We start from the raw sequence: 23,855 nt of genomic DNA on the forward strand, positions 1-23,855 counted from the left end.
CTGTGAAGAACCAAGTTGCGGTGATCGGTGCCGGCCCTGCCGGGCTGATGGCGGCCGAGGTTCTGAGCCGTGGCGGCGCTGCCGTCACGGTCTATGACGCGATGCCGTCGGCCGGTCGCAAGTTTCTGATGGCCGGACGCGGCGGACTCAATCTCACTCATAGTGAGCCGTTGCCGGAACTCCTCAAGCGCTACGGCGCGGCGGAGGCGCAGCTTGCTCCGTCCGTCTCGGCTTTCACGCCGACTGATTTACGGGAGTGGAGCGAGGCGCTGGGGCAGCCGACTTTTGTTGGTTCCAGCGGCCGGGTGTTTCCGCAGGCCTTCAAGGCATCGCCATTGCTGCGCGCGTGGCTGCGGCGGCTGGACGAGAGTGGCGTTCGCTTCGCGTTTCGGCATCGCTGGACCGGATGGGATGGCGAAGGGCGTTTGATATTCCAAACGCTGGACGGCGCGCAGGCGATCGCCTGCAAGGGCGCGGTGCTCGCACTCGGCGGTGCAAGCTGGCCGCGGCTTGGCTCGGACGGTGCCTGGATCGATGTGTTGGCTGCGAAGGGCTTGAGCATCGCGCCGCTGCGTCCGGCGAATTCCGGCTTTACGGTCGCGTGGTCGGAGATCTTCAAGGACCGTTTCGAAGGTCAGCCGCTGAAGGGCGTCGCGCTGTCGTTCGGTGTGCACGCCGTGCGCGGCGAGGCGATGGTGACACGTGCGGGTATCGAAGGCGGCGGCATCTATGCGCTGTCGTCTCTGTTGCGCGAAGCGGTCATCGCGGACGGCAAGGCGACGCTGCGCGTTGCTCTGAGACCGGACCTCGATGCGAAGGAGCTGACCACGAAGCTCGCAGCATCGCGTGGCAAACAGTCGTTCTCCAATTTCCTGCGCAAGGCGATCCATCTGTCGCCGGTAGCCATTGGGCTACTGCAGGAAGTCGCTGTCCCAGAGGGCATTCAACTGGCGTCATTGCCGCCGGAGAAGTTGGCTGCCTTGATCAACGCCGTGCCGGTGACGCTCAATGGCGTCGCGCCGATCGCGCGTGCTATTTCGACGGCGGGTGGCGTCTCGTTCGATGAGATCGACGACGCCTTCATGCTGAAGCGTATGCAGGGCACTTTCGTCGCCGGCGAGATGCTCGACTGGGACGCGCCGACCGGCGGCTATCTGCTGCAGGCGTCGTTTGCGACAGGAGCTGCAGCGGGCGAGGGCGTTTTGAGGTGGCTGGCTTTTTCGCCCCGATAGAACGCCGACCTCATGGTGAGGAGCGCGCTCTTGCGCGCGTCTCGAACCATGAATGTGTGTCCATCCTTCGAGACGGCGCCAAGCGGCGCCTCCTCAGGATGAGGTCCCGAGTGTAAGCGCTGTCGCGTTACCGCAGCTTCCCACGTGCGGCCACCGGTAGCGTGCCGATGATCTCGTCACCGCGCACCATCACCACTTCATCGAACATGTTGACGACGACGCAGACGTGGTTCGGCACGATGCGGACGACATCGCCGACATTGGGACGGGTGTTGCTGCGGCCGAGATCGAGGAAGCCGTGTTCCTCGGCGAAGCGCGCGATCTTGGCTTCGGGATGTTCGAGGATCAGGCCGTAGCCGTCGAGGCCGCCGGTGTCCGGCGTCAGCGTCTTGGACCCGGCATCGAGAATGCCACGTTCCGGGCCGGCGCGGCTGACCACGGTGGAATAGACATTCAGCGCGCAATCGTCCCAGGTGGCCGAACCAGCCGCGACCTGCATGCGGTCGTTATAGATATAGGTGCCGAAGCGATGTTCGGTGGCGCCCTTGAGCGAGCCGACATTCTTCAGGTTCGGCGTACCGCCGGTGGAGACGATGCTGGGCTCGAGGCCGAGCGCGCGGACGCCCGCCAGCGCTTCATCGTAGAACTTCTGTGCGTCGGGCCAGCCGGTTTCGGTCGGATACAGCATGAAGCCCGCGAAGGTCAGGCCCTTCGAGGCTGCGATCTCTTTGGCCAGCGCAATCGCCTCCGCCGGCGTCTCGACGCCAGCGCGTTTGCGGCCAGTGTCGCATTCGACCACGACGTTGAGGTTGCGGCCGGAGAGCGCAGCGGCTTTCGGCAGGTCGCCGATGACGACCGAATTGTCAGCGGCCACGGTGACATTCGCCTTGGCCTGCAGCGCGCCGAGCCGCGCCATCTTCTCGTCGCCGAGCAGGTTGTAGCTGATCAGGATGTCGTCGATCCCGGCATCGGCCATGATCTCGGCTTCGCCGAGCTTCTGGCAGGTGATGCCCTTGGCACCGGCTTCGATCTGCATCTTCGCGATGACCGGACTCTTGTGCGTCTTGATATGCGGCCGGTTGGCGATGCCGGCATCATCGCAGACCTTCTGGATGCGCGCGATATTGCGCTCGACGCGATCCATGTCGATGACGAGGGCAGGTGTGCCGTAGTCGCGGGAGATTTTGGCGGCGAGTGTGGTGGTCATTGTGTCGTCTCCGGCATTTCCACCGTCATTGCGAGGAGCGAAGCGACGACGCAATCCAGTCTTCGCTTGTTGCCTCTGGATTGCTTCGCTTCGCTCGCAATGACGACTGACAGTTACGCGTTCTCGATTTCTTCGCGGAGCATTTCCAGCTCCAGCCATTGTTCTTCCGAGTCCTGCAATTCCTTCTGCGCCTTTGAGAGCGCAGCGGTCGCGGTGTCGAACTTCTTGCGATCCTTCTTGTAGAGATTGGGATCGTCGAGATGGCGCTGCTGCTTGGCGATTTCGGAGCGCAGATTGTCCATCGTCTTCGGTAGGGTTTCCAGCGCGTGCTTGTCCTTGAAGTTCAGCTTGCGCTTGCCGGCGGGCTTGGACGAGTCCGATTTGCTGCCGTTGCTTTTGGCAGCCACAGCCTCGATCTTGGCCTCGCGCTTCAGGTCGGCGCCGCGCTGCGCCAGCATGTCGGTATAGCCGCCGGCATATTCCATCCACTTGCCGTTGCCTTCCGGCACGATCACCGAGGTGACGACGCGATCGAGGAAGTCGCGGTCATGGCTGATCAGGATGACGGTGCCTTCGTAATCACCGAGCATTTCCTCGAGCACGTCGAGGGTTTCGAGATCGAGGTCGTTGGTCGGTTCGTCCAGCACCAGCACGTTGGACGGTTTGGCCAATGCGCGGGCCAGCATCAGCCGGCCGCGTTCACCGCCGGAGAGCACTTCGAGCGGGGTGCGCATCTGCTCCTGCGAGAACAGGAAGTCCTTCATGTAGCTGACCACATGCTTGGGCTGGCCGTTGACCATCACATGATCGCCGCGGCCGCCGGTGAGGGCCTCCGCCAGTGTGGTCTTCGGGTTGAGGCTTTCGCGATGCTGGTCGAGCGTCGCCATTTCGATATTGGCGCCGAAGCGGATAGTGCCTGAATCCGGCGGCTCGGTGCCGGTCAGCATATTGATCATCGTGGTCTTGCCCGCACCGTTCGGACCGACCACACCAATGCGATCGCCACGCTGCACGCGGATCGAGAAGTCGTCGACGATCTTGCGGTCGCCATAGGTGCGGCAGATGTTCTTGGCCTCGAAGATCAGCTTGCCGGACTTTTCCGCTTCGGCGGCAGCGAGCGTCGCGTTGCCCGCGGCGCCGCGATAGTCCTGGCGCTGTGCGCGCAGTTCATGCAGGCCGGCGAGGCGCTTGACGTTGCGCTTGCGGCGGCCGGAGACGCCGTGGCGCAGCCAGTGTTCTTCATTGACGATCTTGCGGTCGAGCTTGTGCTGGTCGCGCTCTTCTTCCGCGAGCACGTCATCGCGCCACTGTTCGAAGGCCGAGAAGCCGCGATCGATCTGGCGGATCTGGCCGCGATCGAGCCAGGCCGTCGCTCGTGAGAGGTTGCTGAGGAAGCGACGGTCATGGCTGATCAGCACCAGTGCACAGCGCCGGCTGGCCAGTTCGCCTTCCAGCCACTCGATCGTCGTGAGATCGAGATGGTTGGTGGGCTCGTCGAGCAACAGGATATCCGGCTCGGGCGCCAGCACGCGGGCGAGCGCCGTGCGGCGCGCTTCGCCGCCGGAGAGGTTGTTCGGATCCTCGTGGCCGGTGAGGCCGAGCTGTTCGAGCAGATACTGCGCCTGATAGATGTTGTGGCCGTCGCCCATGCCGGCCTCGACATAAGCGAGCGTCGTCGCATAGCCGGAAAAGTCCGGCTCCTGCGGCAGATACTGGACGGTGGCACCGGGCTGCACGAAGCGGCTGCCTTTGTCGTTTTCAACGATCCCCGCCACGATCTTGAGGAGCGTCGATTTGCCGGAGCCGTTGCGGCCGATCAGGCAGACGCGCTCGCCCTGCGACACCGAGAGTTCGACGCCGTTGAGCAGCGGCGTGCCGCCGAAGGTCAGGAAGATGTCTTTCAGCTGGATAAGCGGAGGAGCCATAAGATCAGTTCAACTTTGTTTCGGCGCGGGCGCAAAGGCCGGGTCGCGCTGGATGCGGCGGATGGTTTGATCCAAGGCCGACAGGAACGCCGAGCGATCGCGCGGCGCGAATGATTTGGGACCACCGGTGATTTCGCCCGATGACCGCAAATCGGTCATCAGGTTGCGTACCGCGAGCGTCATCCCGATGGATTGTTCTGTGAACGGCTTGCCGTTAGGAGCAATTACCGCGGCACCCGCCTTGACGCAGCGGCTGGCCAGCGGAACGTCTGCCGTGATCACGATATCGCCCTTCTGGGCGCGTTCCGCAATCCAGTCATCGGCCGCATCCATGCCCGAACCTGCGGCAATCCGCTCGATCAGGGGATCGTCAGGCACCCGGATGAAGTTTCCGGCGACCACGCTGACGGGCAGGCTGAAGCGGGCGGCGACGCGGTAAATCTCGTCTTTGACCGGGCAGGCGTCGGCGTCGATATAGATGCGTGTGGTCAAGGGAGCACAAGTTCCACGAAAAGGCAGTCATTTGCGGGTGGGCGATGTAGCGCTGACGCGGGACAGTTCCCCGCCCGTCGCCTTGCCTCGAACATGGTGACGGGTATCATCTCCTGCCAAGGCGAACACTCAATTTCGCGCAGTTTTCGGGAGGAATCATGACCAAACGGCTCGAACCGTACCGTGTTGAGGCGTTTAACACCGCCAAACAGTCCGAAAACAAGATGCATGACGATTCTGTCGCCCGGAAATTCGGTTTCAGCGGTGGATTGGTGCCTGGCGTCGACGTGCTGGCCTATATGATCCATCCGCCGGTGCAGCACTGGGGACGGGACTTTCTGGAGCGTGGCCTGATCGAGGCCCGATTCACCAAGCCGGTCTATGACGGTGAGACGGTCGAGGTGATCGCCGAGGAAGCCGGCAAGGAGCTCGCGCTGAGTGTTGAGGGCGGCGGTGAGATTCGTGCGACTGGCACGGCGTCGCTGACGGCCTTCCCGGTGGTGCCATCGCTGGATGAATTCCCGGATACGGCGGCTGTGTCGAAGCGGCTGCCGGTGGATGCCAATTCCTACGCGCTGGACAAGTGGCTCGGGACCGCGCCGCGGGTCTGGCCGGAAGATGGACTTGCCGAATATCTGGGTGAGGTTCGCGAGGCCGATGCCATGTATTTACGCGAGGGCATCGTGCATCCCGGCGTGCTGCAGCGGATCATGAACAAGGTGCTGGTGGACAATGCGCTGCTCGGGCCGTGGATTCACGTCGGCAGCAGGATGCAGTTGTTGGCGACCGCGAATACCGATGACGAGTTGATCGCGCGGGCGAAGGTGACCGCCAATTACGAGAAGAAGGGGCATCGGTTCGTCGAGCTCGATGCGATCATCGTGGCCAATGGCACGACACCCGTGGCGCACTGCCAGCATATTGCGATCACTCAGCCACGTGAGGTCGTGGCGGCTTGATGTTGTAGAGCAGCGGCGCTCTTCCTTTTCCCTCCCCCGAGCGTAGCGAGCGGGGAGGGTGGCGCGTTTGAGAGCGGAGCGAACAAACGTGACGGGTGGGGTCGCGCAACAGGCGCCGCTCTCACGTGGGGAGAGACCCCACCCCGGCCTATCGGCCGACCCTCCCCACTGCGCGGCTTCGCCGCTTGAGGGAGGGATATCGCGACCGCCTGCGCGTCTCAGCTTCTTCGAATGTCAAACAGGCGCGGCCCTTCAGACATGCGTCATCGCCCCCATTGTTTGCGGCGCGGGGGCGCCGTCGTCTCTTGCATTCCCGCCCCCTGTGAGAGGGCGTGCGGAACGCCAGGTGCCCGTTGCACCCTTGGGCCTGATGCGAATGCGGTCTTCCGCAATCTAGAGTGCACCAGGACTTTCGGAGGCGCCGAGCGAGTGCCCGACGTTCCGCCTGCGGTGTTTTTTCGGTTGCTTGCACTTTGCCTCGACGAACGCTCCGATCGCGAATTAAAGTCCCAAGGCGATGGGAAGGGAGCCTCAAGCGAGTAAGCCGAACGCGTTTTGACTTGGTCGTCCGTCACACTGTCCAGGGCGTCTTTCCATCCGAAGGTCGGCCGTCTCCTTGCCAGTGGCAGTGCTGGCGCAGATCCGTCCTGCCCGAAGACAGACGTTCCCCCATGAACCGCGTGACGCCGCATCTCCGGCGTCCACCGCATCCCACCCCGCGAACGTGACGATCGCGATCGCCCCTCTCGGTGGGGCAGGACGAGAGGAATATAAACCTGACGGGGATGTTGTCAACGGGAGATAGGAAAAAATGTTTAGGCGCTGTCTTCCCGCCCCAAACTGTCATTCCGGGGCGGGACCGGCGCCGCAGGCGACGGGACCGAGCCCGGAATCCCGACATGGGAGTCTTCGATCGTGCCAAACACATCGAGATTCCGGGTTCGCACTACAGCGGCTCCGCCGCTTTCGTGCGCCCCGGAATGACGAGTGTGGATCGAGGCTCGCGCTATGCCGGCTTCGCCGGCGACGCACGCCCTCAGGCAAACCAATTGGTTTGCCGGGGAATGACGAGCTTGGGCGGTACGTTGTCGCCCGCTGCCGTCGGATGGGCTATGTCAGTGGCGAGATGATGAAGAGGCAGAAATGATGACGGATGTTTTTCGGCTGGATCGCTATCTCACGCGGATCGGCTTTGACGGATCGGTTGCGCCGGATCTGGCGACACTGACGGCCATTCATGTCGCTCACATCAATGCGCTGCCTTTCGAGGGTCTCAATCCGTTTCTCCATCTGCCGGTCAGGTTGGACATGGCGTCATTGCAGCAGAAACTCATCGATGGCCGACGTGGTGGCTATTGCTATGAGCTGAACGCGATGCTGCGGGCCGCGCTCGAGACGATCGGCTTCAAGGTCACGGGCCTCGGCGCCCGGGTGCGCTGGAATGTGCCGCCGGACAGCCCACTTGGCCCCAGAACGCATATGCTCCTGAAGGTCGATCTTCCGGACGGACCCTATCTCGCCGATACCGGCTTTGGCGCCTGCGTACTCGATGCACCTCTGCGGCTCCTCGCGGGGACCGAGCAGCAAACGGCGATGGGGACCTATCGGCTGATCGAAGCCGATGGCCTGTTGTCGCTGAGCGCGAAGCGGGCGGACGGCTGGCGGACCATGTATGTGTTTGACCTCGCGCCGCAACTGCCGTCGGATTACGAGCTCGGCAACTGGTACACATCGACCAGTCCCTTCGTGCCCTTCACCTCGACGCTGGTGATGGAGCGCGTCAGCAGCGGCCGGCGTTATAAGCTGGTCAATCGCCACCTGATCACGGAGGGACGCGACGGCGAACCGGTGTCTGAACGCGTGCTCGGCAGCGCTGCGGAATTGCAGCAGGTTCTCGACGAGACCTTTGGCGTCACGCCGCCGGCATCCGCCGACGAGATTTTCGCGGTCATCAGCGCAAATGCGGAGCGCCGTTGACTGCTGCGTAATCTCTCCATTTCGACCCGATTGCAGCGAATGACGCCTTCGGCTAATTCGCCCTCGGGATCATCACGAGGAACGTCAAATGTCGCTGTCATCCGCCAAGAACTACGCGCTGCGCGCCGCCAAGTCGCAGGACCAGAAGGAAGCCACGGAGCTTTTGTCCAAGGCGATCATGGAATTGACACTGGCGATCGAGGCGCAGGACGCCAAGATCAAGAAGATGAACAAGGGCGCATGATCGGGACGCCGATCTCACCGGATCGCGATTGAACCTATTGCGCTGCCGCACGTTCAGTATTCCCCACATCAGAGGATACGACATGAGCGCGCTCAGCAAGATCAAAGAACATATGGAAGTCATCGGCGCCGACGGCGTGCACGTCGGCACGGTTGACAAGGTCGAGGGCAATCGCATCAAGCTGACCAAGAAGGATAGCGGCGAGGGCAGCCACAAAGGTCATCATCACTTTATCGATGGCGGTCTGGTCGCAGAGGTTGAGGGCGACAAGGTGCGGCTCTCGGCCAATGGCGACGTCGCCTTTGCCATGGAAGAAGAGAAGTAAGACGGAAAAACCCCGCGGTGTGAGCCGCGGGGTTTTCGTTCAGATCACTTAGATGGAGCGAGGTGAGGCGCGCCTCACTTCACCTCCATCTGCAGGCCTTCCTTGTCGATGATGGTCTTGAACTTGGCCGTCTCGGCTTCGACGAAGGTCTGGAATTGTTGGGGCGTGCCGTAGTCCGACACGGCGCCCATGGCCGCGATGGTCTTCTTGGTCGCATCCGTGCCGAGAAGAACCTTGATTTGCTCATTGAGCGAGGTCACGGCTTCGGTCGGTGTGCTCTTCGGATAGAACACGCCGAACCAGGACGCGACGTCGAACTTCTCCAGCTCGGGCGCCGTCTCGCGCATCGCCGGCACGTTCGGTGCCTGCGCGTTGCGCTGCTGCGTGGTGACGGCAAGGCCAGTGAGCTTGCCGTCGAGCACCTGGGGCAGCGACGGATAGAGATTGTCGAACAGGATCTGGATATCGCCAGCGAGGGCCGCCTGCAGCGCAGGGCCTGCACCGCGGAACGGCACGTGCTGCATCTTCAATCCGGTGAGCTGCAGCCACCATGCGCCGGTGAGATGCGGGCTCTGGCCGACGCCCGACGAGCCATAGTTCAGCTTGTCCGGATTGGCCTTGATATAGGCGATCAGTTCCGGGATCGTCTTGATCGGCACGCTCGGATGCGCGCAGACGATGTTCGGAATCTTGATCATGTTGGAGACCGCCTGCAACTGATCGCTCTTGTAGGTCAGGTTCTTGAAGATGCTGTAGGCGATGGCGTTGGGGCCGGGATTACCAACCAGGATGGTGTGGCCATCGCCCTTGAGGCGCGCGACTTCGGCGGTGCCGATGGTGCCGCCGCCGCCCGAGCGGTTTTCCACCACAACCGACTGGCCCCAGACCGGCTGCAGATGCGCAGCCAGCATACGGCCCATCACGTCGGTCGAGCCGCCGGCTGCGGCGGGCACGATGACGCGGACGGTTTCGGTGGGCTTCCATTCGCCGGCGCCGAGACTCGCGCGCGGCAGGATCGCGGCGCTGGTGATCGCGGCGGCGCCGGTGAGTACATGGCGACGGGTAACCAGATTGGTCATAGCTTCTTCCCTCGATGGTGTCGTTTTGGTTTTTGATCTTGCTGAAATCGTAGTGAGGCAGATGGTGGCGGGCAAGCCGACCTTGGCCACAGCGTAAAGAAAAGCCCCGCAGCGTGTGCTGCGGGGCTTTTGCAATTCAGCGATTTGATAGTTCCGCCTAGCGGAAGCTGATCAGCTTGAACAGCGGCGTGAGGTAGCTCATTTCCTGGCCGGAGGTCGGCGTGGTGCGGCTGATGAAGTCGAAGATCTTGCCGTCCTGCAGGCCGTAATTGGCGAGTCGGATCACCTTGCGGTTCTTGTCGAAATAGATCGCGATGACGCGCTGGTCGGTGACCTTCTGCGGCATGAACGCGACGGCGCGTTCGGCGCGCTGCGAGATGTAATAGAACACTTCGCCTGATAGCGTGGCGACGGTGGAGGGCGTGCCCATCACGATCAGGACCTGATCCTGGCTGGCGCCGATCGGGATCTGCTCCAGCGCGCCGGGGGGCAGGATGTAGCCCTTCTGGAATTGCTCGGCGCAGGCGCCCAGCGTGACGCAGAGGGCCGCGACCGCGAGTACGGCGCGCATGCCGCGCCAGCCACGTGTCAGCCGCGCCTTCGCGCTGATGGAGGTCGAAATTGTCATAGCGGAGGGGGTCCCATCCTCTTGATTCTCGGGAAGGCCTTGCTTCCGAAAGACTTGCATCCCGGAAGGCGTTGACGTACCGGGCAGAACCTCTGAATGCAACATGCGCGTGCCCGAGGGGCCCGCCTGAGGAACCCAAGATGGTCTGGCCGTTCAGTCACTTCAGAAAGCCCCCGGCGCCGTTGCGCGGCACCATTGAAGCCATCTATGGCATGATCGTGGCGCAGGCGCGAGAACCCTTGTTTTATCGGGACTTGGGAGCACCGGATACGGTAAACGGGCGTTTCGATATGTTGCTGCTTCACATGTGGCTGGTGCTGCGCCGCATGAGTCCCAAGGATGAGTTGTCGCAGGGACTTTTCGACAGGTTCTGCGGCGATATGGACGATAACCTGCGCGAACTCGGCACCAGCGATATGAAGGTGCCGAAGAAAATGCGGGAGTTCGGCGATGCGTTTTACGGCCGGACAGGCGCCTATGACGCAGCGCTTGGCGCAGGCAGGGAGCCTCTGGCGGCGGCGCTGTCGAAGAATATCTATTATGGCATGGACATCGAGAACGCCCGGCGTCTCGCTGTTTATGTCGAAGCGGCGAATGCCCGTCTGGGCACGCTGGATACAACGACACTGACATCAGGCGCGTGGCATTTCCCGTCGCCTGCGGAGACCTTGGTAACGACATGAACAAACCCGACCGCACCGTGGATCTCACGCCGCCCTGGAGCGTGCCCATCGCCGTGATCCAGATCCCGGAAACGGGGCTGGTGCGCGACATCGAGGCCACGCCCGAGGAGCGCAAGCGGATCGCCGAACTCGGCGGCCTCGTCAGCGTGGGCGCCGTGAAAGGCGAACTCCTGCTGAGCCCCGTGAAGGGCGGTACGGTGCATGTGACCGGTCGCATCTGGGGCAAGGTCGAGCAGACCTGCGTGGTGACGCTGGACCCGCTGGCTGCCGATTTCGAGGAAGAGATCGACGTGATTTTCGCGCCGCCATCGCAGATTCGCGAACTCGCCGAATCGGTGGACGAGGACGTTGAGAGCGACGAGGAGACCCCGGATCCGCCGGAGCCGATCGAAAACGGCTTCATCGACCTCGGCAAACTGGCGACCGACGCGCTGTTTCTGGGGCTGGACCCGTATCCCCGTAAGCCCGATGCCGTGTTCGAGCCGGTGGTCGAGGTTCCGGACCCGGAAGAGCACCCGTTTGCGGCCCTGAAAGCGCTGAAAACCGCCCCTGAGACGCCCAAATCCAAAAAGCCCGGGAAGGGCTGAGACCGGGGTCCGATTCCACGCCCCGTGCGGCTGGCGGGACAAAAGCGACCGGTCAAGATGTTGTATCGGGTCACGGAAACGCTATTGTCCCCGGCCGAAATCGGGTTAATGCCATAACTTCGCCGTCTGCTGCCAAATGCGGCAGACTTCGTCCGCGGCCACGAGCGTCACAGGCCGCAAGAGACAGGTTTCCGGAACGTCCATGCCGAAAAAGGTTCGCATCGCGCTAGACGCCATGGGTGGCGACATCGGCGCATCGGTGGTCATTCCCGGCGCCGCGATTTCGTTGACCCGGCATCCCGACAGCGAGTTCCTGCTGTTCGGTGACAGCGCGCTGATCGAGAAAGAACTCGCCAATCATCCGGCACTGAAGGCTGTATCGAAGGTGATCCATACCGACGTTGCCGTCAGCATGCATGACAAGCCGAGCCAGGCGCTGCGCCGTGGCCGCAAGGTCTCGTCGATGTGGCTGGCGATCGAGGCGGTGAAGAAGGGCGAGGCCGATGTCGCGATCTCCGCCGGCAATACCGGCGCGCTGATGGCGATGGCGCGCTTTTGCCTGCGCATGCTCGACGGTATCGAGCGTCCCGGCCTGGCCGCGATCTGGCCGACCACGCGCGGCGATTCCGTCGTGCTCGATCTCGGCGCCACCATCGGCGGCGACGCCAACCACCTGAAGACTCTCGCTGTCATGGGCAGCGCCATGGCCAGTGCGCTGTTCGATCTGGCCCGGCCGACGGTCGGTCTGCTCAATATCGGCGTCGAGGAAATCAAGGGCGGCGACGAAATCCGCGATGCCGCCGAACTGCTGCGCACCGCCAATCTGCCGCAGCTCGAATTCATCGGTTTCGTCGAGGGCGACGGCATCGGCCGCGGCGATGCCGACGTGATCGTCACCGAAGGCTTCAGCGGCAATATCGCGCTCAAGGCGGCAGAGGGCACCGCGCGGCAGTTCGCCGAATATCTGCGCAATGCCATGGCCCGCACCTGGCGCTCGCGTATCGGCTATCTGTTCGCCAAGAACGCCTTCAAGGCGGTGCGCGACAAGGTCGATCCCAACAAGTCCAACGGCGCGGTGTTTCTCGGCCTGCGCGGCATCGTGGTGAAGAGCCACGGTGGCACCAATGCCGACGGTTTCGCCTATGCGGTGGATGTCGGTTACGACATGGTCCGCTACGACCTTCTCACCAAGATCAATCAAATGCTCAACCGCGACGGCCAAGCGCTCCCTGCGAGCCCGGCTGCGCAGGAGGCTGTCTCGTGACTGCGATACGTTCGGTCGTGCTCGGCTGCGGCTCTTACCTGCCGGAGCGGATCCTGACCAATGCCGAACTGGCATCCAAGGTTGACACATCGGACGAGTGGATCGTCCAGCGCACCGGTATCAAGCAGCGCCACATCGCTGCGGACGGCGAGTTCACCTCGCATCTGGCGATCAAGGCCGCGCAGGCGGCGCTGGCCAATGCCGGCGTCGATGCGCAGTCCATCGATCTCATCGTGCTCGCAACCTCGACCCCGGACAATACGTTCCCGGCGACGGCCGTTGCGGTGCAGAACGCGCTAGGCATCACCCATGGCGCAGCGTTCGATCTGCAGGCGGTGTGTTCCGGCTTCATCTTTGGGCTGACCACTGCCGACAGCCTGCTGCGCACCGGCGCCGGCAAGCGCGCGCTGGTGATTGGCGCGGAGACTTTCTCGCGCATTCTCGACTGGACCGATCGCGGAACCTGCGTGCTGTTCGGTGACGGCGCCGGTGCGGTGGTGCTGGAAGCACAGACCCAGCCCGGTGAAGCCAGCGATCGCGGCGTGCTGACCACGCATCTGCGCTCGGACGGCCGGCACAAGGAAAAGCTGTTTGTCGATGGCGGCCCGTCCTCGACGCAGACAGTGGGTTACCTGCGCATGGAAGGCCGCGAGGTCTTCAAACATGCGGTGGGCATGATCACCGATGTGATCGTCGACGCGTTCAAAGCCACCGGCGCCAGCGCCGAAACCATCGACTGGTTCGTGCCGCATCAGGCCAACAAGCGCATTATCGATGCGTCGGCGCACAAACTGCATATTGCACCGCAAAAGGTGGTGCTGACCGTGGACCTTCACGGCAACACGTCGGCGGCGTCGATTCCGCTCGCATTGTCGGTGGCGGTCAATGACGGCCGCATCAAGAAGGGCGACCTTGTGCTGCTCGAAGCGATGGGCGGCGGCTTCACCTGGGGCTCTGCACTCATTCGCTGGTGATGCGCTGGTGATGATGCAGATCGACAACATCTCAAATTGTCATGATTTTCCATGCCTTTGCATCGATGGTGACTGTTGACCGGAGCGCGTTAACCTCCTAATTTCTGACGCGAATTTGGTTCGCCGAGAGTAGTTGGGGCAGGCGATGACGGGCACGGGAAAAACAGTCACACGCGTTGATCTGTGCGAAGCAGTCTACCAAAAGGTAGGTCTCTCGCGCACGGAGTCGTCCGCGTTTGTTGAACTGGTTTTGAAAGAAATTACGGATTGTCTGGAGAAGGGCGAGACAGTGAAGCTGTCGTCGTTCGGCTCCTTCATGGTGCGCAAAAAAGGCGAGCGCATCGGCCGCAATCCGAAGACGGGCACAGAAGTACCGATCTCGCCGCGGCGGGTGATGGTATTCAAGCCGTCGGCGATCCTGAAACAGCGGATCAATGGCGACAGTACCGCAGTGGGCAACGGTAAAGATCACGACGACTGACTAGAGAAACACAGGGCGAACCACAGGGATCCTGCACTTGGACAAAGCGCCGGATGCGTTTCGAACCATAAGCGAGGTCGCTGACGATCTCGATATACCGCAGCATGTTCTGCGGTTCTGGGAAACGCGGTTCACTCAAATCAAACCGATGAAGCGATCCGGCGGCCGGCGATACTATCGTCCGGACGATGTCGATCTGCTGCGCGGCATCCGCCGGTTGCTCTACGGCGAAGGTTATACCATCCGCGGTGTGCAACGAATCCTGAAAGAGAACGGCATCAAGTCGGTGCAGGGGCTGGTCGACGGCCACGCTGCGCCGAGCTTCGCGCCGACCTCTGCCGCCATCGCGCCGCGCGTCCAGGCGAAGCGTCCCGTGATCGAAGAGGATCACGAGGAAGAAGAGGCCGAGGACGAGGCTGAACGCGACGAGGAGATCGAGGAAGAAGCCGAAGACGAGGCTGACGCCGAAGGCGCCGAGGACGAGGAAGAAGAAGGGGGCGACGAGGACGACGGCGAAGAGGGTGAGGACGAAGAGGCTGAGGAAGAAGACGAGGAGGAAGCTGCTGCCGCTCCCGTCGCCGCCCGCCGCGAACCTCCGATGACGTCGACGTCGCCGCGCGTGGAGCCACAGCAGCGGCCGCCGTCGCGGGCAAATCCCGTATTGGCAAATCCCGTTGCGGCGCGGCCCGAACCGGCAATGACGGCTCCGACGCAGAGCGCAAGAGCGGCTGCGGTCCCGGCCGCAAGGCCGAACCCGCAGCGCCGGCTGGAGCGCGAACGGCTCGAAGCCGTGCTCGAGGAGCTGCTGGCGGCGCGCCGGGCGCTCGATACGGCGATGAAGGACGGCTAGCCGTCGTCCCACAACCAATCCGTTTCAATCCGCTCAGCCTTCTTGCGCCTCGGACGGATCGAAGCTACACGATGCCCCATCGGAGCGTAGCGCAGCCCGGTTAGCGCACTAGTCTGGGAGACTAGGGGTCGGAGGTTCGAATCCTCTCGCTCCGACCATTTTTCCAAATCATTTCAAGATATTAGTAGTCTCGCACGCGAGCGGTGCCGCCCGAAGTGGGTGGCCTCGATCAAGCGCGCGCGACGCCGGCCTTACGATTTCGGTTCGACAAAATCACCGTGAATCACATCGTCTTTCCGTCCGGCGAACCAGAGAAGCCCGACATAAGCCGCTGCACAAATAAGGAAGCCGAGGACAATAATCTCTAACATAATATTTACTCTACGCTGAAAACATTAGACTTCTCCCGGCTCCGGGTTCCGTCAATTGCCCCAGCCGCACTCCTTAATGAATCCTTGCCGTCGTGACCCTTTGGCCACAGATGCCGATGTCGCGTTTGGAATAGCGCAGGGAGTGGCGCCGGATGTGTCGTTTTTGCGCCAATGGAACCCTTCGCCATCGAACCGATTATCCTGAAAACAGGAGGCTCGCATGGCAAGTCACTGGCATACCGCAGATGGCCCGTCGGAAATCCGGCATGACGATGATATCGGCTACTACGGTGGTTGGACCATCAGCGGGTTAGCGGTGGTTGCGACCATCACGGCTGTTTGGCTGTTTGGTATCTAGCCCACTGCGTAACTGAAGCCCTTGCGGCAACGCAGCAGCGATGCGAGCGAACGCTGGATGATGGTGACGAAAAAGGCCCGGAGCATATGCTCCGGGCCTTCGTCAATTCAGTCAGCCGCGGTTAGTAGTAGCCGTAGCTGCGATAGTAGCGCGGACCGCCATAGTAGCCGCCGCCGTAATCGTAGCGCGGACCATAGGCGTAACGTGGGCCGTAATGGCGCGGGCCATAACCATATCCGTAGCCGGGGCCGTAAGCGCCATAGGCACCGGCCGCCAATGCGCCGGCTGCAATGCCGAGTCCGATCGCGGCGCCGCGACCGCCACGGGCCTCTGCGGGTTTCGAGGCGATCGACGCCGCGCTGACGGCAGCGACGGTGGCAAGAATAAGTGCTGTCTTCTTCATGCTGCTTCTCCTTCGTATCGAGAAGTCAACGTGTCGGTGTTTTGAAGGTTCAGTTCCAATTCATGGCATATCGACCACAAATTTTGCCGCGATGGGGGAACGAATAATCTCGCGTGATCAGCGAGCGGCGTTCCGCTTTACGCGTTGCAACCGAAAGCGAGATGCGCGTGCAGCGTCGATCATCTCGCAGCTCATGGTGGGGCCAGAAAAGATAATGGCCCGGAGCGAACTCCGAGCCATCAAACGCAGACGTACATCCGGTCTGCGCTTCCTTGACTCCACAGTGAGTCGAGAAGGTTAATAAATGTCTAACGTCGATGCGTGACGACATGATGACCGATCGCGGTCATCCCGTCGGGCCTTCGACTTCCTTGTGATCCTTGTCAGGCAAGACGCCGCTGCCGGGCGTCTTGTTCTCGTCGGTCAGTTCCGGCTTGTCGTGCGGGCCGGCCGGCGGAATTTTCTGATCGGGCTTCGGCTGTTTGTCGAAGGCGCGGTTCTTTGCTTGCTGTGTCATGCGAGGAGAACGGCTCAGTTCCTCGCATGTTCCCTTTGATGATGGATGTCCATCGCAAATCACAAGAGAATCGGGCACGGCTCGAACATGCGCGGGTCCTTTGTCGATGTGCTTCATTTCGTGCGGAACCTTCCGGGCGGTAATGGCTTGTCCCGCGATACTTTTAAAGGAAGGAATAAATTGTCATGATCAAGAAACTGGCTTTGCTGGCGGCTGCGGCCGTTCTCTATGTCGCAGCACCTGCAGGCCCCGCGTCTGCGCAGGGCATCAATGTGCAGATCGGCGGCGGTGGTTATCACCATCAGGATCGTGGCTATCATCGCGGTCATGGCTATCGCCAGAGCCGCGCCTATGTGCGCCGCGACTACGGTCACCGCCATCATGGCTGGGATCGCCGGGGTTCGCGCACCAAGACTGTGATCGTTCGCTAACGGACGTCTATGGTTTGAACAAAGCAGCCTCGCGCAAGCGGGGCTGTTTTCGTTTGTGAGTTTATCAGACTCTGCCTGGCTGTCCGGAGGCCGCACGCAATTGCGCCGTGGCCATATATTGCTGCGTGGCGACGAACATGCCCCACATGATGCCGAGCATCATCCAGAAGTGGCGCCAATGGTCGGTGTCGATGATGAAGGCTTCACCGACTGTCCCGAGATAGGCTGCGAACACCGCGAGATAAGCACGCTGCCATGGCACGCGGACGAAGATGTAGCGGAAGCCGAGCAAAGCGGTGATGAACACCAGCGCGGGATAGCATACGCCGGAGATCCAGCCGCCGGACATGAAGGCGTTGAGATAGGAGTTGTGGGTGTCTTCCGGAAAGAAGCGCGTGAATTGCAGCGGGCCGATTCCGAAGGGCAGATCGAGCGCCATCTGCGCGCCGAGAATATGTCGGCCGAAACGACCGAAGCGGCCTTCGTCATATTTCTGATCGAACGAGGCGCGCTGCTTGAACATGTCGGCGATGAAGTCAAACTGCAGCAGGATCACGATCACCAGCGCCACGACGGCGACGGCGGCCAGCGCCATGATCATGATGCGCGAGCGCTGTTTGTTGGACTGGCTGGTCAGCACCATCAGCAGCAGCATAAAGGCCGAGGTGATCGCCAACAGGCCCCAGGCGGCGCGGGAGAAGGCGAGCAGGACGGCGAGCGCAATGATGCCGAGCGCAATGGCGCTGCGGAGCGAGCGACCGAAACCGTCGCTGACGACGCTCTGCAGACAGAACAGCGCCGGCAGGACCAGAAACGCGCCCAGCACGTTGGGATCCTTGAACGTGCCTGAGGCGCGGCCGTAGAGCGTGAACATCTCCGCGCCGGGGATCAGATGCAGATAGCCGGCGATGCCGGCCAGCGATGCTACCAGTGCGCCGACGATCAGGCCACGGCGCAGCAGATCGATACGCGCCAGCGTGTCCTCGGACATCACCAGTGCGACGAAGATCGCCATGATGGCCATGTACCAGGAGGTCAGGATCCAGTTCACGATCGGCGCCTTGTCGAGCAGATAGGCCGCGCAGATCGTGTAACCGAGATTGACCAGGAACAGCAGGAGCAGCAGCGGCATGAACACCAGCCGCATGCGCAAGCCCGATGCAAAGAATACGACCATCGCCGTGAGGGTGGCGATCTCGAAGGGGCTCGGCTCGATGAAGACGATGGCGCCGCCAAAACCCATCGCCCACAGCAGCGCGCGCTGCAGCGTCACCACGGCGGGAGGTGCCGCAGGCGAGGCGATGTAGTGATCGGCAGTCGCGTGAGTGCTCATGGCGGCATCACTCTACGCAGGCAGGGTTGACGAGAGGTGTAGGGCAGAGGCTGAGGCCTGCCTCAATACGCGTTCTCGTTCTTCGTCAGCATTGAAACCGGCGTTTTCAGCATGATGTAGACGTCGAACAGCACTGACCAGTTCTCGATGTAGTAGAGATCGAACTCGACGCGCTTCTGCAGTTTCTCCTCGCTGTCGACTTCGCCGCGCCAGCCATTGACCTGCGCCCAGCCGGTGATACCGGGCTTGACGCGGTGGCGAGCGAAATAGCCGTCGACGGCCTCGTCCAGCAGCTGGCTCTGCACCCTCTGCTGAACGGCGTGGGGACGCGGGCCGACCAGCGACAAGTTGTTCTTGAACACCACGTTGAAGAGCTGCGGCAATTCGTCGATCGAGGATTTGCGAATGAACCGGCCAACGCGGGTGACGCGCTTGTCGCCCTTGGTGACGACGGTCTTGGCCAGCGGGTCGGCCTGGTCGTGATAGAGCGAGCGGAACTTGAACACGTCGATGCGCTCGTTGTTGAAGCCGAAGCGCTTCTGCCGGAACAGCACCGGGCCGGGACTGTCGAGCTTGATGGCGATGGCCACCAGCGCCATGAAGGGCAGTGCGGCGATCAGGATCAGGCCGCCGACGATATGGTCGAACAGCCATTTCATCACCAGATCCCAGTCGGTGATCGGCGCTTCGAACACGTCGAGGGTCGGCACCTTGCCGAGATAGGAATAGGAGCGCGGGCGGAAGCGTAGCTTGTTGGTATGCGCCGACAGGCGGATATCCACCGGTAGGACCCACAGCTTCTTCAGCATCTCCAGAATGCGCGTCTCGGCCGAAATCGGCAGCGCGAACAGCACGAGATCGACGCGGGTGCGCCGCGCGAATTCGATGATGTCATCGACCTTGCCGAGCTTCGGAGCGCCGGAGATCGTGTCCATCGAGCGCTTGTCATTGCGGTCGTCGAACACGCCGAGGATCTGAATGTCGGAATCTTCTTGCGCATTGAGATCCCTGATCAGCGTCTCGCCGTTGGAATCGGCGCCGACAATGATGGTGCGGCGGTCGAGCCGCCCCTGATGCGCCCAGCGCTTGATTAGTGCACGCACGACCGCGCGTTCCGCGATCAGGGCGACGAGACCAACGAAGAAGAACGAGGACAGCCAGACACGCGACACCGCGCCGCCGACCTTGGCGAAGAACGAGACGCCGATGAACAGCAGGAACACGAAGGCCCATGCCGACATCATGCGCGTGAGCTGCTTGATGTGGCCGCGGAAGACCTGCACCTGATAGATGTCGGCAGATTGGAAACACACCACGGCAGCAGCAGCCATCGCGACGATCGCGGCGAAGTATTCCCATTTGAAGCCAGCTTCTGGCGCGACATAGAGCAGGTTGAGCGCGATGCCGATGATGCTGAGCATCAGGAAATCGACGACGCGGACGACGCCGGTGATGACGACGGGTGAGTAGGCGGCGCGCACCTTCTCATCGGCGACGGCGAGGGCCGCGGGCGTCAGTCTGCGACGACGTTCGAACCGGCGTTCGCCGGGCGCGTCCGTCGCGGCCGCGTCGATCATTGAACGTGCGTTGATCGGGTCCAAGGTGAAATGTCCGTTGTTGCGCTGGCATGCGATGTCGCACGTCAAGCCTACCGCTTTTCGTGAGAATTACCGGACAAATCGGAAGATTTGGTTACAGGTTAAGGAGAGTTAATGTTTCGCAAATGCGCTGCGATAGCCTTCGATGACGCCCTCGACCATCGCATCCTGCGAGAAATGTTCCGCGATGCGCTCACGGAGCAATTGTGCACGTGCGCGCGCAGCGGCGATGTCATCGAGAGCAGTTTTGATCGCGGTGGCCATGGCGTCGACATTGTTCGATTGGAACAAGGCGGAGGTGTGCGATCCGAAGATTTCCGGAATGCCGCCCACATTGGCGGCGATCATCGGAATGCCCGCAGCGGCGGCCTCGATCACGACATAGGGCATCGAGTCGCCGCGCGATGGAACCACCAGCAGGCGCCCTTTCGAGAACCCGTAACGCGGTTTGACGTGACCGATGAAGCGTACGGCGCTGCCGAGGCCGAGGCCGAGGCGCTGGATCTGCGCCTTCAATGCGTTGGTCTCTTCGCCGTCGCCGCCCAGCGTCAGGGTGACGGGCTGGCCGTCGGCACGCAGGCGCGCCACGGCATCGACCAACAGATCCGCGCCCTTGATACGGCGGAACTCGCCGACATAGCAGACGTCGGTCGCGTCATCGGCGGGCTCGATGGGGTCGAACTCGCCCGATGTCACGCCGTTGAAGACGCATTTCACGAGGCCTGACGGCGTGCCGATCATGCGCTGATAGGTGTCGCGGGCGAAGGCGCTCTCGAACAGGAACAGTTCGGTGCGGTTCATCAGCGCGCGTTCGAGGCGGCTGTAGAAGGCGCCTTTCGCCGTATTTTGCGGATAATGCAGCGAACCGCCATGCGGCGTGTAGATGCGAATGAGGTTGTTCGACTTTGCCTTCAGGCGCACGAAGGCGCCGGCCTTGGCGCCATGGCCATGCAGCACGTCGGGCTTCAGCCAGCTGACGAGGCGCATGAACTGCATCCAGACCAGCACGTCGCCCGGATGTGGCTCGCGGTGGATCGGCAGGCGATAGGTGCCCAGTTTCAGGCGCGGTGCGATCTCGGCCAGTGCATCGCGAGCGCGGTCGCCGCCGGTCAGACTGTCGGCGACGATGCCGACTTCATGGCCGCGATCGGCCTGGCCGTTGGCGACATCGATGATGTGGCGAAAGATGCCGCCGACCGGCGCGCGGACAGCGTGCAGGATGCGAAGCGGCGTGTCCGAAGGTGCGCTCATGATCAGAATCGGCATTCGCTGACGAGGGGGGTGTCGCCGGGAGCTGGGACGCACATCGGAAAATCCCTGAAGCAATTGAATCCAATAAGAGCCTTCGTCGTTAAAAAACCGTGTGGATTCAGGCTTCCGCTGCAACGTCCCGGTATCAGCCTGCCAATTAACCGCGCGGCAACCTTAATCGTCTTTAATCGATTTCGTTGAGTAGACGCAGTGGCGTTTGGGTGGGGTAGGCGATGCGTTTGGCATTCTGGCGTGCAGGCAAGGGCGATGCGTCGGTCGAACGGGCCATCAAGGCGCCAACCATGCCAAACCCGGTTTCTCGCAAAAATCCGGAGAAGAAAGCAGAGCGCGTGATCGCTGCGCCGGCGCCCGATCTCGGCGACCTCGATCTGCGCGCGCTGTGGCAGGCGCTCATCCGCCGCAAGATGTGGATCCTCGTTCCGACGGTGCTGGCACTTGTCGGCTCGCTCGTCATCGTCAACATGATAACGCCGCGGTTCAAGTCGGAAGCGCGCATTCTGATCGACGGGCGTGAAAACGTTTTCCTGCGGCCGAGCGGCGAGCGCAACGAAGAACGAACCTCTCTCGATGCGGAAGCCGTGACCAGCCAGGTGCAGCTGCTGCTGTCGCGCGACCTTGCCCGGGAGATCATCAAGAAGAACAAGCTCGCGGAGCGCCCGGAATTCGATCCGGTGTTGCAGGGTGCGCAGCCATGGCGGTCGCTGCTCGGCCTGATGGGCATCGGCCGCGATCCGTTCTCGATGACGCCGGAAGAGCGCGTACTCGATGCCTATTACGAGCGGTTGACGGCCTATGCCGTCGACAAGTCGCGCGTCATGGTCGTCGAATTCCAGTCGCGCGATCCCGAACTCGCCGCGCGCGTCGCCAATTCCATCGCCGACGGTTATCTGGTGATGCAGCAGAACGCGCGGCAGAATCAGGCGCGGTCGGCCGGGCAATGGCTGTCCGGTGAGATCGATGACCTGCGCAAGAAGGTCGTCGAGGCGGAAGCGCGCGCCGAGGAATTCCGCTCCAAGTCGAGCCTGTTCATCGGCACCAACAATACGTCGCTCTCGAACCAGCAGCTCGGCGAAATCAACAGCCAGCTTAACAATGCGCGCTCGCTGAAGTCCGATGCCGAGTCCAAGGCGCGGCTCATCAAGGACATGCTGCAGACCGGCAAGCCGATCGAATTCTCGGAAGTGCTGAATTCCGACCTGATCCGCCGGCTGTCCGAGCAGCGCGTGACGCTGCGTGCGCAGCTCGCCGAACAGTCCTCGACGCTGCTGGACGCGCATCCGCGCATCAAGGAGCTGCGGGCTCAGCTCGGCGATCTCGACAAGCAATTGCGTGACGAAGCCGCAAAACTGTCGCGCATCTTCGAGAACGATGCGCGCATCGCCAGCGGGCGCGTCGATGGCCTCACCAACAATCTCGAACAGCTGAAGCGCCAGGCAACATCCAGCAACGGCCAGGACGTGCAGTTGCGGGCGCTGGAGCGTGAGGCGAGGGCGCAGCGCGATCTGCTCGAATCCTATCTGGCGAAATACCGCGAGGCGTCTACGCGTGAGAATATCGAGGCGGCACCGACCGATGGTCGAATCATCTCCCGGGCCATCGTGTCCAATACGCCAGCCTATCCGAAAAAACTCCCGATCGTGTTGATCGCGACGCTGGCAACACTAATGCTCACGGCGGGCGGCATCGTCACAAGCGAGCTGCTGCGCATGACCGCGCCGCGCGGTGCTGCACCGATGGCCCCTGTTGCACAGGCCCGCGTCACCGAGCCGGCGTTCAAGCCGTTCGTCGATCAGGTGCCCGCTGCCGTGCGTGAGCCGGAAACTGTCGTTGCGCCGGGCATCGTGCCTGAGCCGGCTCCCGTTGCCACGCCGCAGCCCGTGGTGCGCGATACCCATCCCGAACTGGCCGCTGGCGTCAGCGAAATCGAACAGCTTGCGCAGGAGTTTCGCGCGGCTGGCAAATCGGCGCGCAAGATCACGATCCTGGGCACTGGCCACAACGATAATATCGCGCTCACCGCGTTGACGCTCTCGCGCATCCTGTCGCGTGACGCGAAAGTGGTGCTGGTCGATCTGGCCTCGTCGTCGCCGACGCTGGAAGCTGTGTCGAACGATCCGCGTGCGCCCGGATTGGCGGAGCTGATGCTGGGCGAGGCGACGTTCGGCCAGGTCATCACCAAGGACCGGATGTCGGGCCTGCATATGGTGGCGGCTGGCCGCGCCGGCGCAGATCGCTCGCTGTTGCAGTCGCCGCGCCTGACCATGGCGCTCGATGCGCTGCTGCGTGTCTATGATCACGTGTTGCTGGATGCCGGCACCGCCGCCGATCTGCCGGCGGGACTTCTGACCGATCAGGCCCGCGCCGTGGTGGTGCCGGAAGTCACCATGAGCATGGATGCGCGCGACTTGATGGCCGAACAACTCAAGGCCGTCGGCTTCGCCGATGTGAAGATGTTGCGCTCACCGCCGCCGGCCAACGATCCGGTCGGGCCGGGCGGCCGCGTGTTTGCGGCTTAGGTTAGTCGCCGTCATGGCCGGGCTTGTCCCGGCCATCCATGACTTTCTTCATGTGACTAAGACGTGGATGCCCGGGACGTCCAGCGAAGCCGCGCTTCGCGCTTTGCCCGGGCATGACGAGTTTCCGCTACGAATTGTATTCCGGGTGT

Annotated in this window: 24 protein-coding genes and 1 tRNA gene; 15 read left to right on the forward strand and 10 right to left on the reverse strand. The window is 62.3% G+C overall.

From position 1 onward, the window contains the following. The first annotated feature begins 47 nt into the window (after positions 1-47). The gene (locus tag SFY93_RS16960; protein WP_320447793.1) at positions 48-1,232 is read left to right on the forward strand and encodes a BaiN/RdsA family NAD(P)/FAD-dependent oxidoreductase; all 1,185 of its coding nucleotides are present in this window, start codon (positions 48-50) and stop codon (positions 1,230-1,232) included. 127 nt (positions 1,233-1,359) lie between these two features. Here SFY93_RS16960 and SFY93_RS16965 read toward each other — a convergent pair whose 3' ends face one another. The 3 genes from SFY93_RS16965 to SFY93_RS16975 form a co-directional block, all read right to left on the reverse strand. Next, positions 1,360-2,439, reverse strand: a complete 1,080-nt coding sequence (locus tag SFY93_RS16965) for a D-TA family PLP-dependent enzyme (protein ID WP_320443948.1) — start codon at positions 2,437-2,439, stop codon at positions 1,360-1,362. A 113-nt stretch (positions 2,440-2,552) separates the two neighbouring features. Next, positions 2,553-4,364 (reverse strand): ABC-F family ATP-binding cassette domain-containing protein, encoded by a 1,812-nt coding sequence (locus SFY93_RS16970; RefSeq protein WP_320443949.1) that lies wholly within the window; start codon positions 4,362-4,364, stop codon positions 2,553-2,555. Positions 4,365-4,373: 9 nt separating this feature from the next. Next, positions 4,374-4,856, reverse strand: coding sequence for a YaiI/YqxD family protein (locus SFY93_RS16975; protein ID WP_093758808.1), 483 nt, complete (start codon positions 4,854-4,856; stop codon positions 4,374-4,376). Between the two features lie 158 nt (positions 4,857-5,014). Here SFY93_RS16975 and SFY93_RS16980 point away from each other — a divergent pair, with 158 nt between their 5' ends. From SFY93_RS16980 to SFY93_RS16995, 4 genes are all read left to right on the forward strand, one after another. Further along, the gene (locus tag SFY93_RS16980; protein ID WP_320443950.1) at positions 5,015-5,815 is read left to right on the forward strand and encodes a hypothetical protein; all 801 of its coding nucleotides are present in this window, start codon (positions 5,015-5,017) and stop codon (positions 5,813-5,815) included. Between the two features lie 1,143 nt (positions 5,816-6,958). After that, positions 6,959-7,792, forward strand: a complete 834-nt coding sequence (locus SFY93_RS16985; protein ID WP_320443951.1) for an arylamine N-acetyltransferase family protein — start codon at positions 6,959-6,961, stop codon at positions 7,790-7,792. Between the two features lie 88 nt (positions 7,793-7,880). Next, entirely contained in the window at positions 7,881-8,036 is a 156-nt protein-coding gene (locus SFY93_RS16990) for a hypothetical protein (RefSeq protein ID WP_165826963.1), read from the forward strand. Between the two features lie 82 nt (positions 8,037-8,118). Further along, positions 8,119-8,361, forward strand: a complete 243-nt coding sequence (locus SFY93_RS16995) for a DUF2171 domain-containing protein (protein WP_089264607.1) — start codon at positions 8,119-8,121, stop codon at positions 8,359-8,361. A 74-nt stretch (positions 8,362-8,435) separates the two neighbouring features. Here SFY93_RS16995 and SFY93_RS17000 read toward each other — a convergent pair whose 3' ends face one another. Together SFY93_RS17000 and SFY93_RS17005 are read right to left on the reverse strand one after the other, a co-directional pair. Continuing rightward, complete coding sequence (locus SFY93_RS17000; RefSeq protein WP_089264606.1) at positions 8,436-9,440, reverse strand: Bug family tripartite tricarboxylate transporter substrate binding protein; 1,005 nt, start codon at positions 9,438-9,440, stop codon at positions 8,436-8,438. 157 nt (positions 9,441-9,597) lie between these two features. After that, positions 9,598-10,068 carry an outer membrane protein assembly factor BamE gene (locus SFY93_RS17005; RefSeq protein WP_170849688.1) on the reverse strand — a complete coding sequence of 157 codons (471 nt, stop codon included), beginning with the start codon at positions 10,066-10,068 and terminating at the stop codon, positions 9,598-9,600. Positions 10,069-10,208: 140 nt separating this feature from the next. On the opposite strand from SFY93_RS17005, the gene SFY93_RS17010 reads away from it, so the two are divergent. From SFY93_RS17010 to SFY93_RS17045, 8 genes are all read left to right on the forward strand, one after another. After that, positions 10,209-10,751, forward strand: coding sequence for a ubiquinol-cytochrome C chaperone family protein (locus tag SFY93_RS17010; RefSeq protein WP_320443952.1), 543 nt, complete (start codon positions 10,209-10,211; stop codon positions 10,749-10,751). After that, entirely contained in the window at positions 10,748-11,338 is a 591-nt protein-coding gene (locus SFY93_RS17015; RefSeq protein ID WP_320443953.1) for a YceD family protein, read from the forward strand. Before SFY93_RS17010 ends, SFY93_RS17015 begins: the two co-directional genes overlap by 4 nt. 202 nt (positions 11,339-11,540) lie before the next feature. Then, on the forward strand, positions 11,541-12,602 hold the full coding sequence (gene plsX / locus SFY93_RS17020) for a phosphate acyltransferase PlsX (protein ID WP_093759130.1): 1,062 nt from the start codon (positions 11,541-11,543) through the stop codon (positions 12,600-12,602). Continuing rightward, positions 12,599-13,576 (forward strand): beta-ketoacyl-ACP synthase III, encoded by a 978-nt coding sequence (locus SFY93_RS17025; protein ID WP_068730934.1) that lies wholly within the window; start codon positions 12,599-12,601, stop codon positions 13,574-13,576. Before plsX ends, SFY93_RS17025 begins: the two co-directional genes overlap by 4 nt. Positions 13,577-13,721: 145 nt before the next feature. Continuing rightward, positions 13,722-14,057, forward strand: coding sequence for an integration host factor subunit alpha (locus SFY93_RS17030; RefSeq protein ID WP_068730933.1), 336 nt, complete (start codon positions 13,722-13,724; stop codon positions 14,055-14,057). 37 nt (positions 14,058-14,094) lie between these two features. Continuing rightward, on the forward strand, positions 14,095-14,907 hold the full coding sequence (locus SFY93_RS17035; protein ID WP_320443954.1) for a MerR family transcriptional regulator: 813 nt from the start codon (positions 14,095-14,097) through the stop codon (positions 14,905-14,907). Between the two features lie 80 nt (positions 14,908-14,987). Beyond that, positions 14,988-15,065, forward strand: a tRNA-Pro gene (locus tag SFY93_RS17040). A gap of 433 nt (positions 15,066-15,498) precedes the next feature. After that, the gene (locus SFY93_RS17045; protein WP_165826964.1) at positions 15,499-15,636 is read left to right on the forward strand and encodes a hypothetical protein; all 138 of its coding nucleotides are present in this window, start codon (positions 15,499-15,501) and stop codon (positions 15,634-15,636) included. A gap of 121 nt (positions 15,637-15,757) precedes the next feature. Here the strand turns inward: SFY93_RS17045 and SFY93_RS17050 are convergent, their stop codons facing one another. Together SFY93_RS17050 and SFY93_RS17055 are read right to left on the reverse strand one after the other, a co-directional pair. Then, the gene (locus SFY93_RS17050; RefSeq protein ID WP_320443955.1) at positions 15,758-16,039 is read right to left on the reverse strand and encodes a hypothetical protein; all 282 of its coding nucleotides are present in this window, start codon (positions 16,037-16,039) and stop codon (positions 15,758-15,760) included. A 346-nt stretch (positions 16,040-16,385) separates the two neighbouring features. Continuing rightward, on the reverse strand, positions 16,386-16,556 hold the full coding sequence (locus tag SFY93_RS17055) for a hypothetical protein (RefSeq protein WP_170849687.1): 171 nt from the start codon (positions 16,554-16,556) through the stop codon (positions 16,386-16,388). Positions 16,557-16,741: 185 nt separating this feature from the next. On the opposite strand from SFY93_RS17055, the gene SFY93_RS17060 reads away from it, so the two are divergent. Then, entirely contained in the window at positions 16,742-16,987 is a 246-nt protein-coding gene (locus tag SFY93_RS17060; RefSeq protein ID WP_089264595.1) for a hypothetical protein, read from the forward strand. A 64-nt stretch (positions 16,988-17,051) separates the two neighbouring features. Here SFY93_RS17060 and SFY93_RS17065 read toward each other — a convergent pair whose 3' ends face one another. The 3 genes from SFY93_RS17065 to SFY93_RS17075 all read right to left on the reverse strand — a co-directional run bounded on the left by SFY93_RS17065 (position 17,052) and on the right by SFY93_RS17075 (position 21,169). Beyond that, a complete protein-coding gene (locus SFY93_RS17065) occupies positions 17,052-18,320 on the reverse strand; it encodes an O-antigen ligase family protein (RefSeq protein ID WP_320443956.1) in 1,269 nt (422 codons plus the stop codon). A gap of 62 nt (positions 18,321-18,382) precedes the next feature. Next, entirely contained in the window at positions 18,383-19,921 is a 1,539-nt protein-coding gene (locus tag SFY93_RS17070) for an undecaprenyl-phosphate glucose phosphotransferase (protein ID WP_320443957.1), read from the reverse strand. A gap of 108 nt (positions 19,922-20,029) precedes the next feature. Then, positions 20,030-21,169 carry a glycosyltransferase family 4 protein gene (locus tag SFY93_RS17075; protein ID WP_320443958.1) on the reverse strand — a complete coding sequence of 380 codons (1,140 nt, stop codon included), beginning with the start codon at positions 21,167-21,169 and terminating at the stop codon, positions 20,030-20,032. A 233-nt stretch (positions 21,170-21,402) separates the two neighbouring features. Between SFY93_RS17075 and SFY93_RS17080 the strand changes: the two genes are divergently transcribed. Then, on the forward strand, positions 21,403-23,706 hold the full coding sequence (locus tag SFY93_RS17080) for a GumC family protein (protein WP_320443959.1): 2,304 nt from the start codon (positions 21,403-21,405) through the stop codon (positions 23,704-23,706). Positions 23,707-23,855 lie beyond the last annotated feature (149 nt).

It is taken from the genome of Tardiphaga sp. 42S5, assembly GCF_034044155.1.
In the GTDB taxonomy this organism is placed as follows: domain Bacteria; phylum Pseudomonadota; class Alphaproteobacteria; order Rhizobiales; family Xanthobacteraceae; genus Tardiphaga; species Tardiphaga robiniae.

Coding starts and splice junctions, on each gene's coding strand:
- SFY93_RS17065 (WP_320443956.1), bottom strand. CDS start 18,320: ATGAGCACTCACGCGACTGCCGATCACTACATCGCCTCGCCTGCGGCA.
- SFY93_RS16960 (WP_320447793.1), top strand. CDS start 48: ATGGCGGCCGAGGTTCTGAGCCGTGGCGGCGCTGCCGTCACGGTCTAT.
- SFY93_RS16965 (WP_320443948.1), bottom strand. CDS start 2,439: ATGACCACCACACTCGCCGCCAAAATCTCCCGCGACTACGGCACACCT.
- SFY93_RS17080 (WP_320443959.1), top strand. CDS start 21,403: ATGCGTTTGGCATTCTGGCGTGCAGGCAAGGGCGATGCGTCGGTCGAA.
- SFY93_RS17055 (WP_170849687.1), bottom strand. CDS start 16,556: ATGACACAGCAAGCAAAGAACCGCGCCTTCGACAAACAGCCGAAGCCC.
- SFY93_RS16980 (WP_320443950.1), top strand. CDS start 5,015: ATGACCAAACGGCTCGAACCGTACCGTGTTGAGGCGTTTAACACCGCC.
- SFY93_RS17060 (WP_089264595.1), top strand. CDS start 16,742: ATGATCAAGAAACTGGCTTTGCTGGCGGCTGCGGCCGTTCTCTATGTC.
- SFY93_RS17045 (WP_165826964.1), top strand. CDS start 15,499: ATGGCAAGTCACTGGCATACCGCAGATGGCCCGTCGGAAATCCGGCAT.
- SFY93_RS17010 (WP_320443952.1), top strand. CDS start 10,209: ATGGTCTGGCCGTTCAGTCACTTCAGAAAGCCCCCGGCGCCGTTGCGC.
- SFY93_RS16995 (WP_089264607.1), top strand. CDS start 8,119: ATGAGCGCGCTCAGCAAGATCAAAGAACATATGGAAGTCATCGGCGCC.
- SFY93_RS16970 (WP_320443949.1), bottom strand. CDS start 4,364: ATGGCTCCTCCGCTTATCCAGCTGAAAGACATCTTCCTGACCTTCGGC.
- SFY93_RS17030 (WP_068730933.1), top strand. CDS start 13,722: ATGACGGGCACGGGAAAAACAGTCACACGCGTTGATCTGTGCGAAGCA.
- SFY93_RS16985 (WP_320443951.1), top strand. CDS start 6,959: ATGATGACGGATGTTTTTCGGCTGGATCGCTATCTCACGCGGATCGGC.
- SFY93_RS17000 (WP_089264606.1), bottom strand. CDS start 9,440: ATGACCAATCTGGTTACCCGTCGCCATGTACTCACCGGCGCCGCCGCG.
- SFY93_RS17005 (WP_170849688.1), bottom strand. CDS start 10,068: ATGACAATTTCGACCTCCATCAGCGCGAAGGCGCGGCTGACACGTGGC.
- SFY93_RS16990 (WP_165826963.1), top strand. CDS start 7,881: ATGTCGCTGTCATCCGCCAAGAACTACGCGCTGCGCGCCGCCAAGTCG.
- SFY93_RS17075 (WP_320443958.1), bottom strand. CDS start 21,169: ATGAGCGCACCTTCGGACACGCCGCTTCGCATCCTGCACGCTGTCCGC.
- SFY93_RS17015 (WP_320443953.1), top strand. CDS start 10,748: ATGAACAAACCCGACCGCACCGTGGATCTCACGCCGCCCTGGAGCGTG.
- plsX (WP_093759130.1), top strand. CDS start 11,541: ATGCCGAAAAAGGTTCGCATCGCGCTAGACGCCATGGGTGGCGACATC.
- SFY93_RS17050 (WP_320443955.1), bottom strand. CDS start 16,039: ATGAAGAAGACAGCACTTATTCTTGCCACCGTCGCTGCCGTCAGCGCG.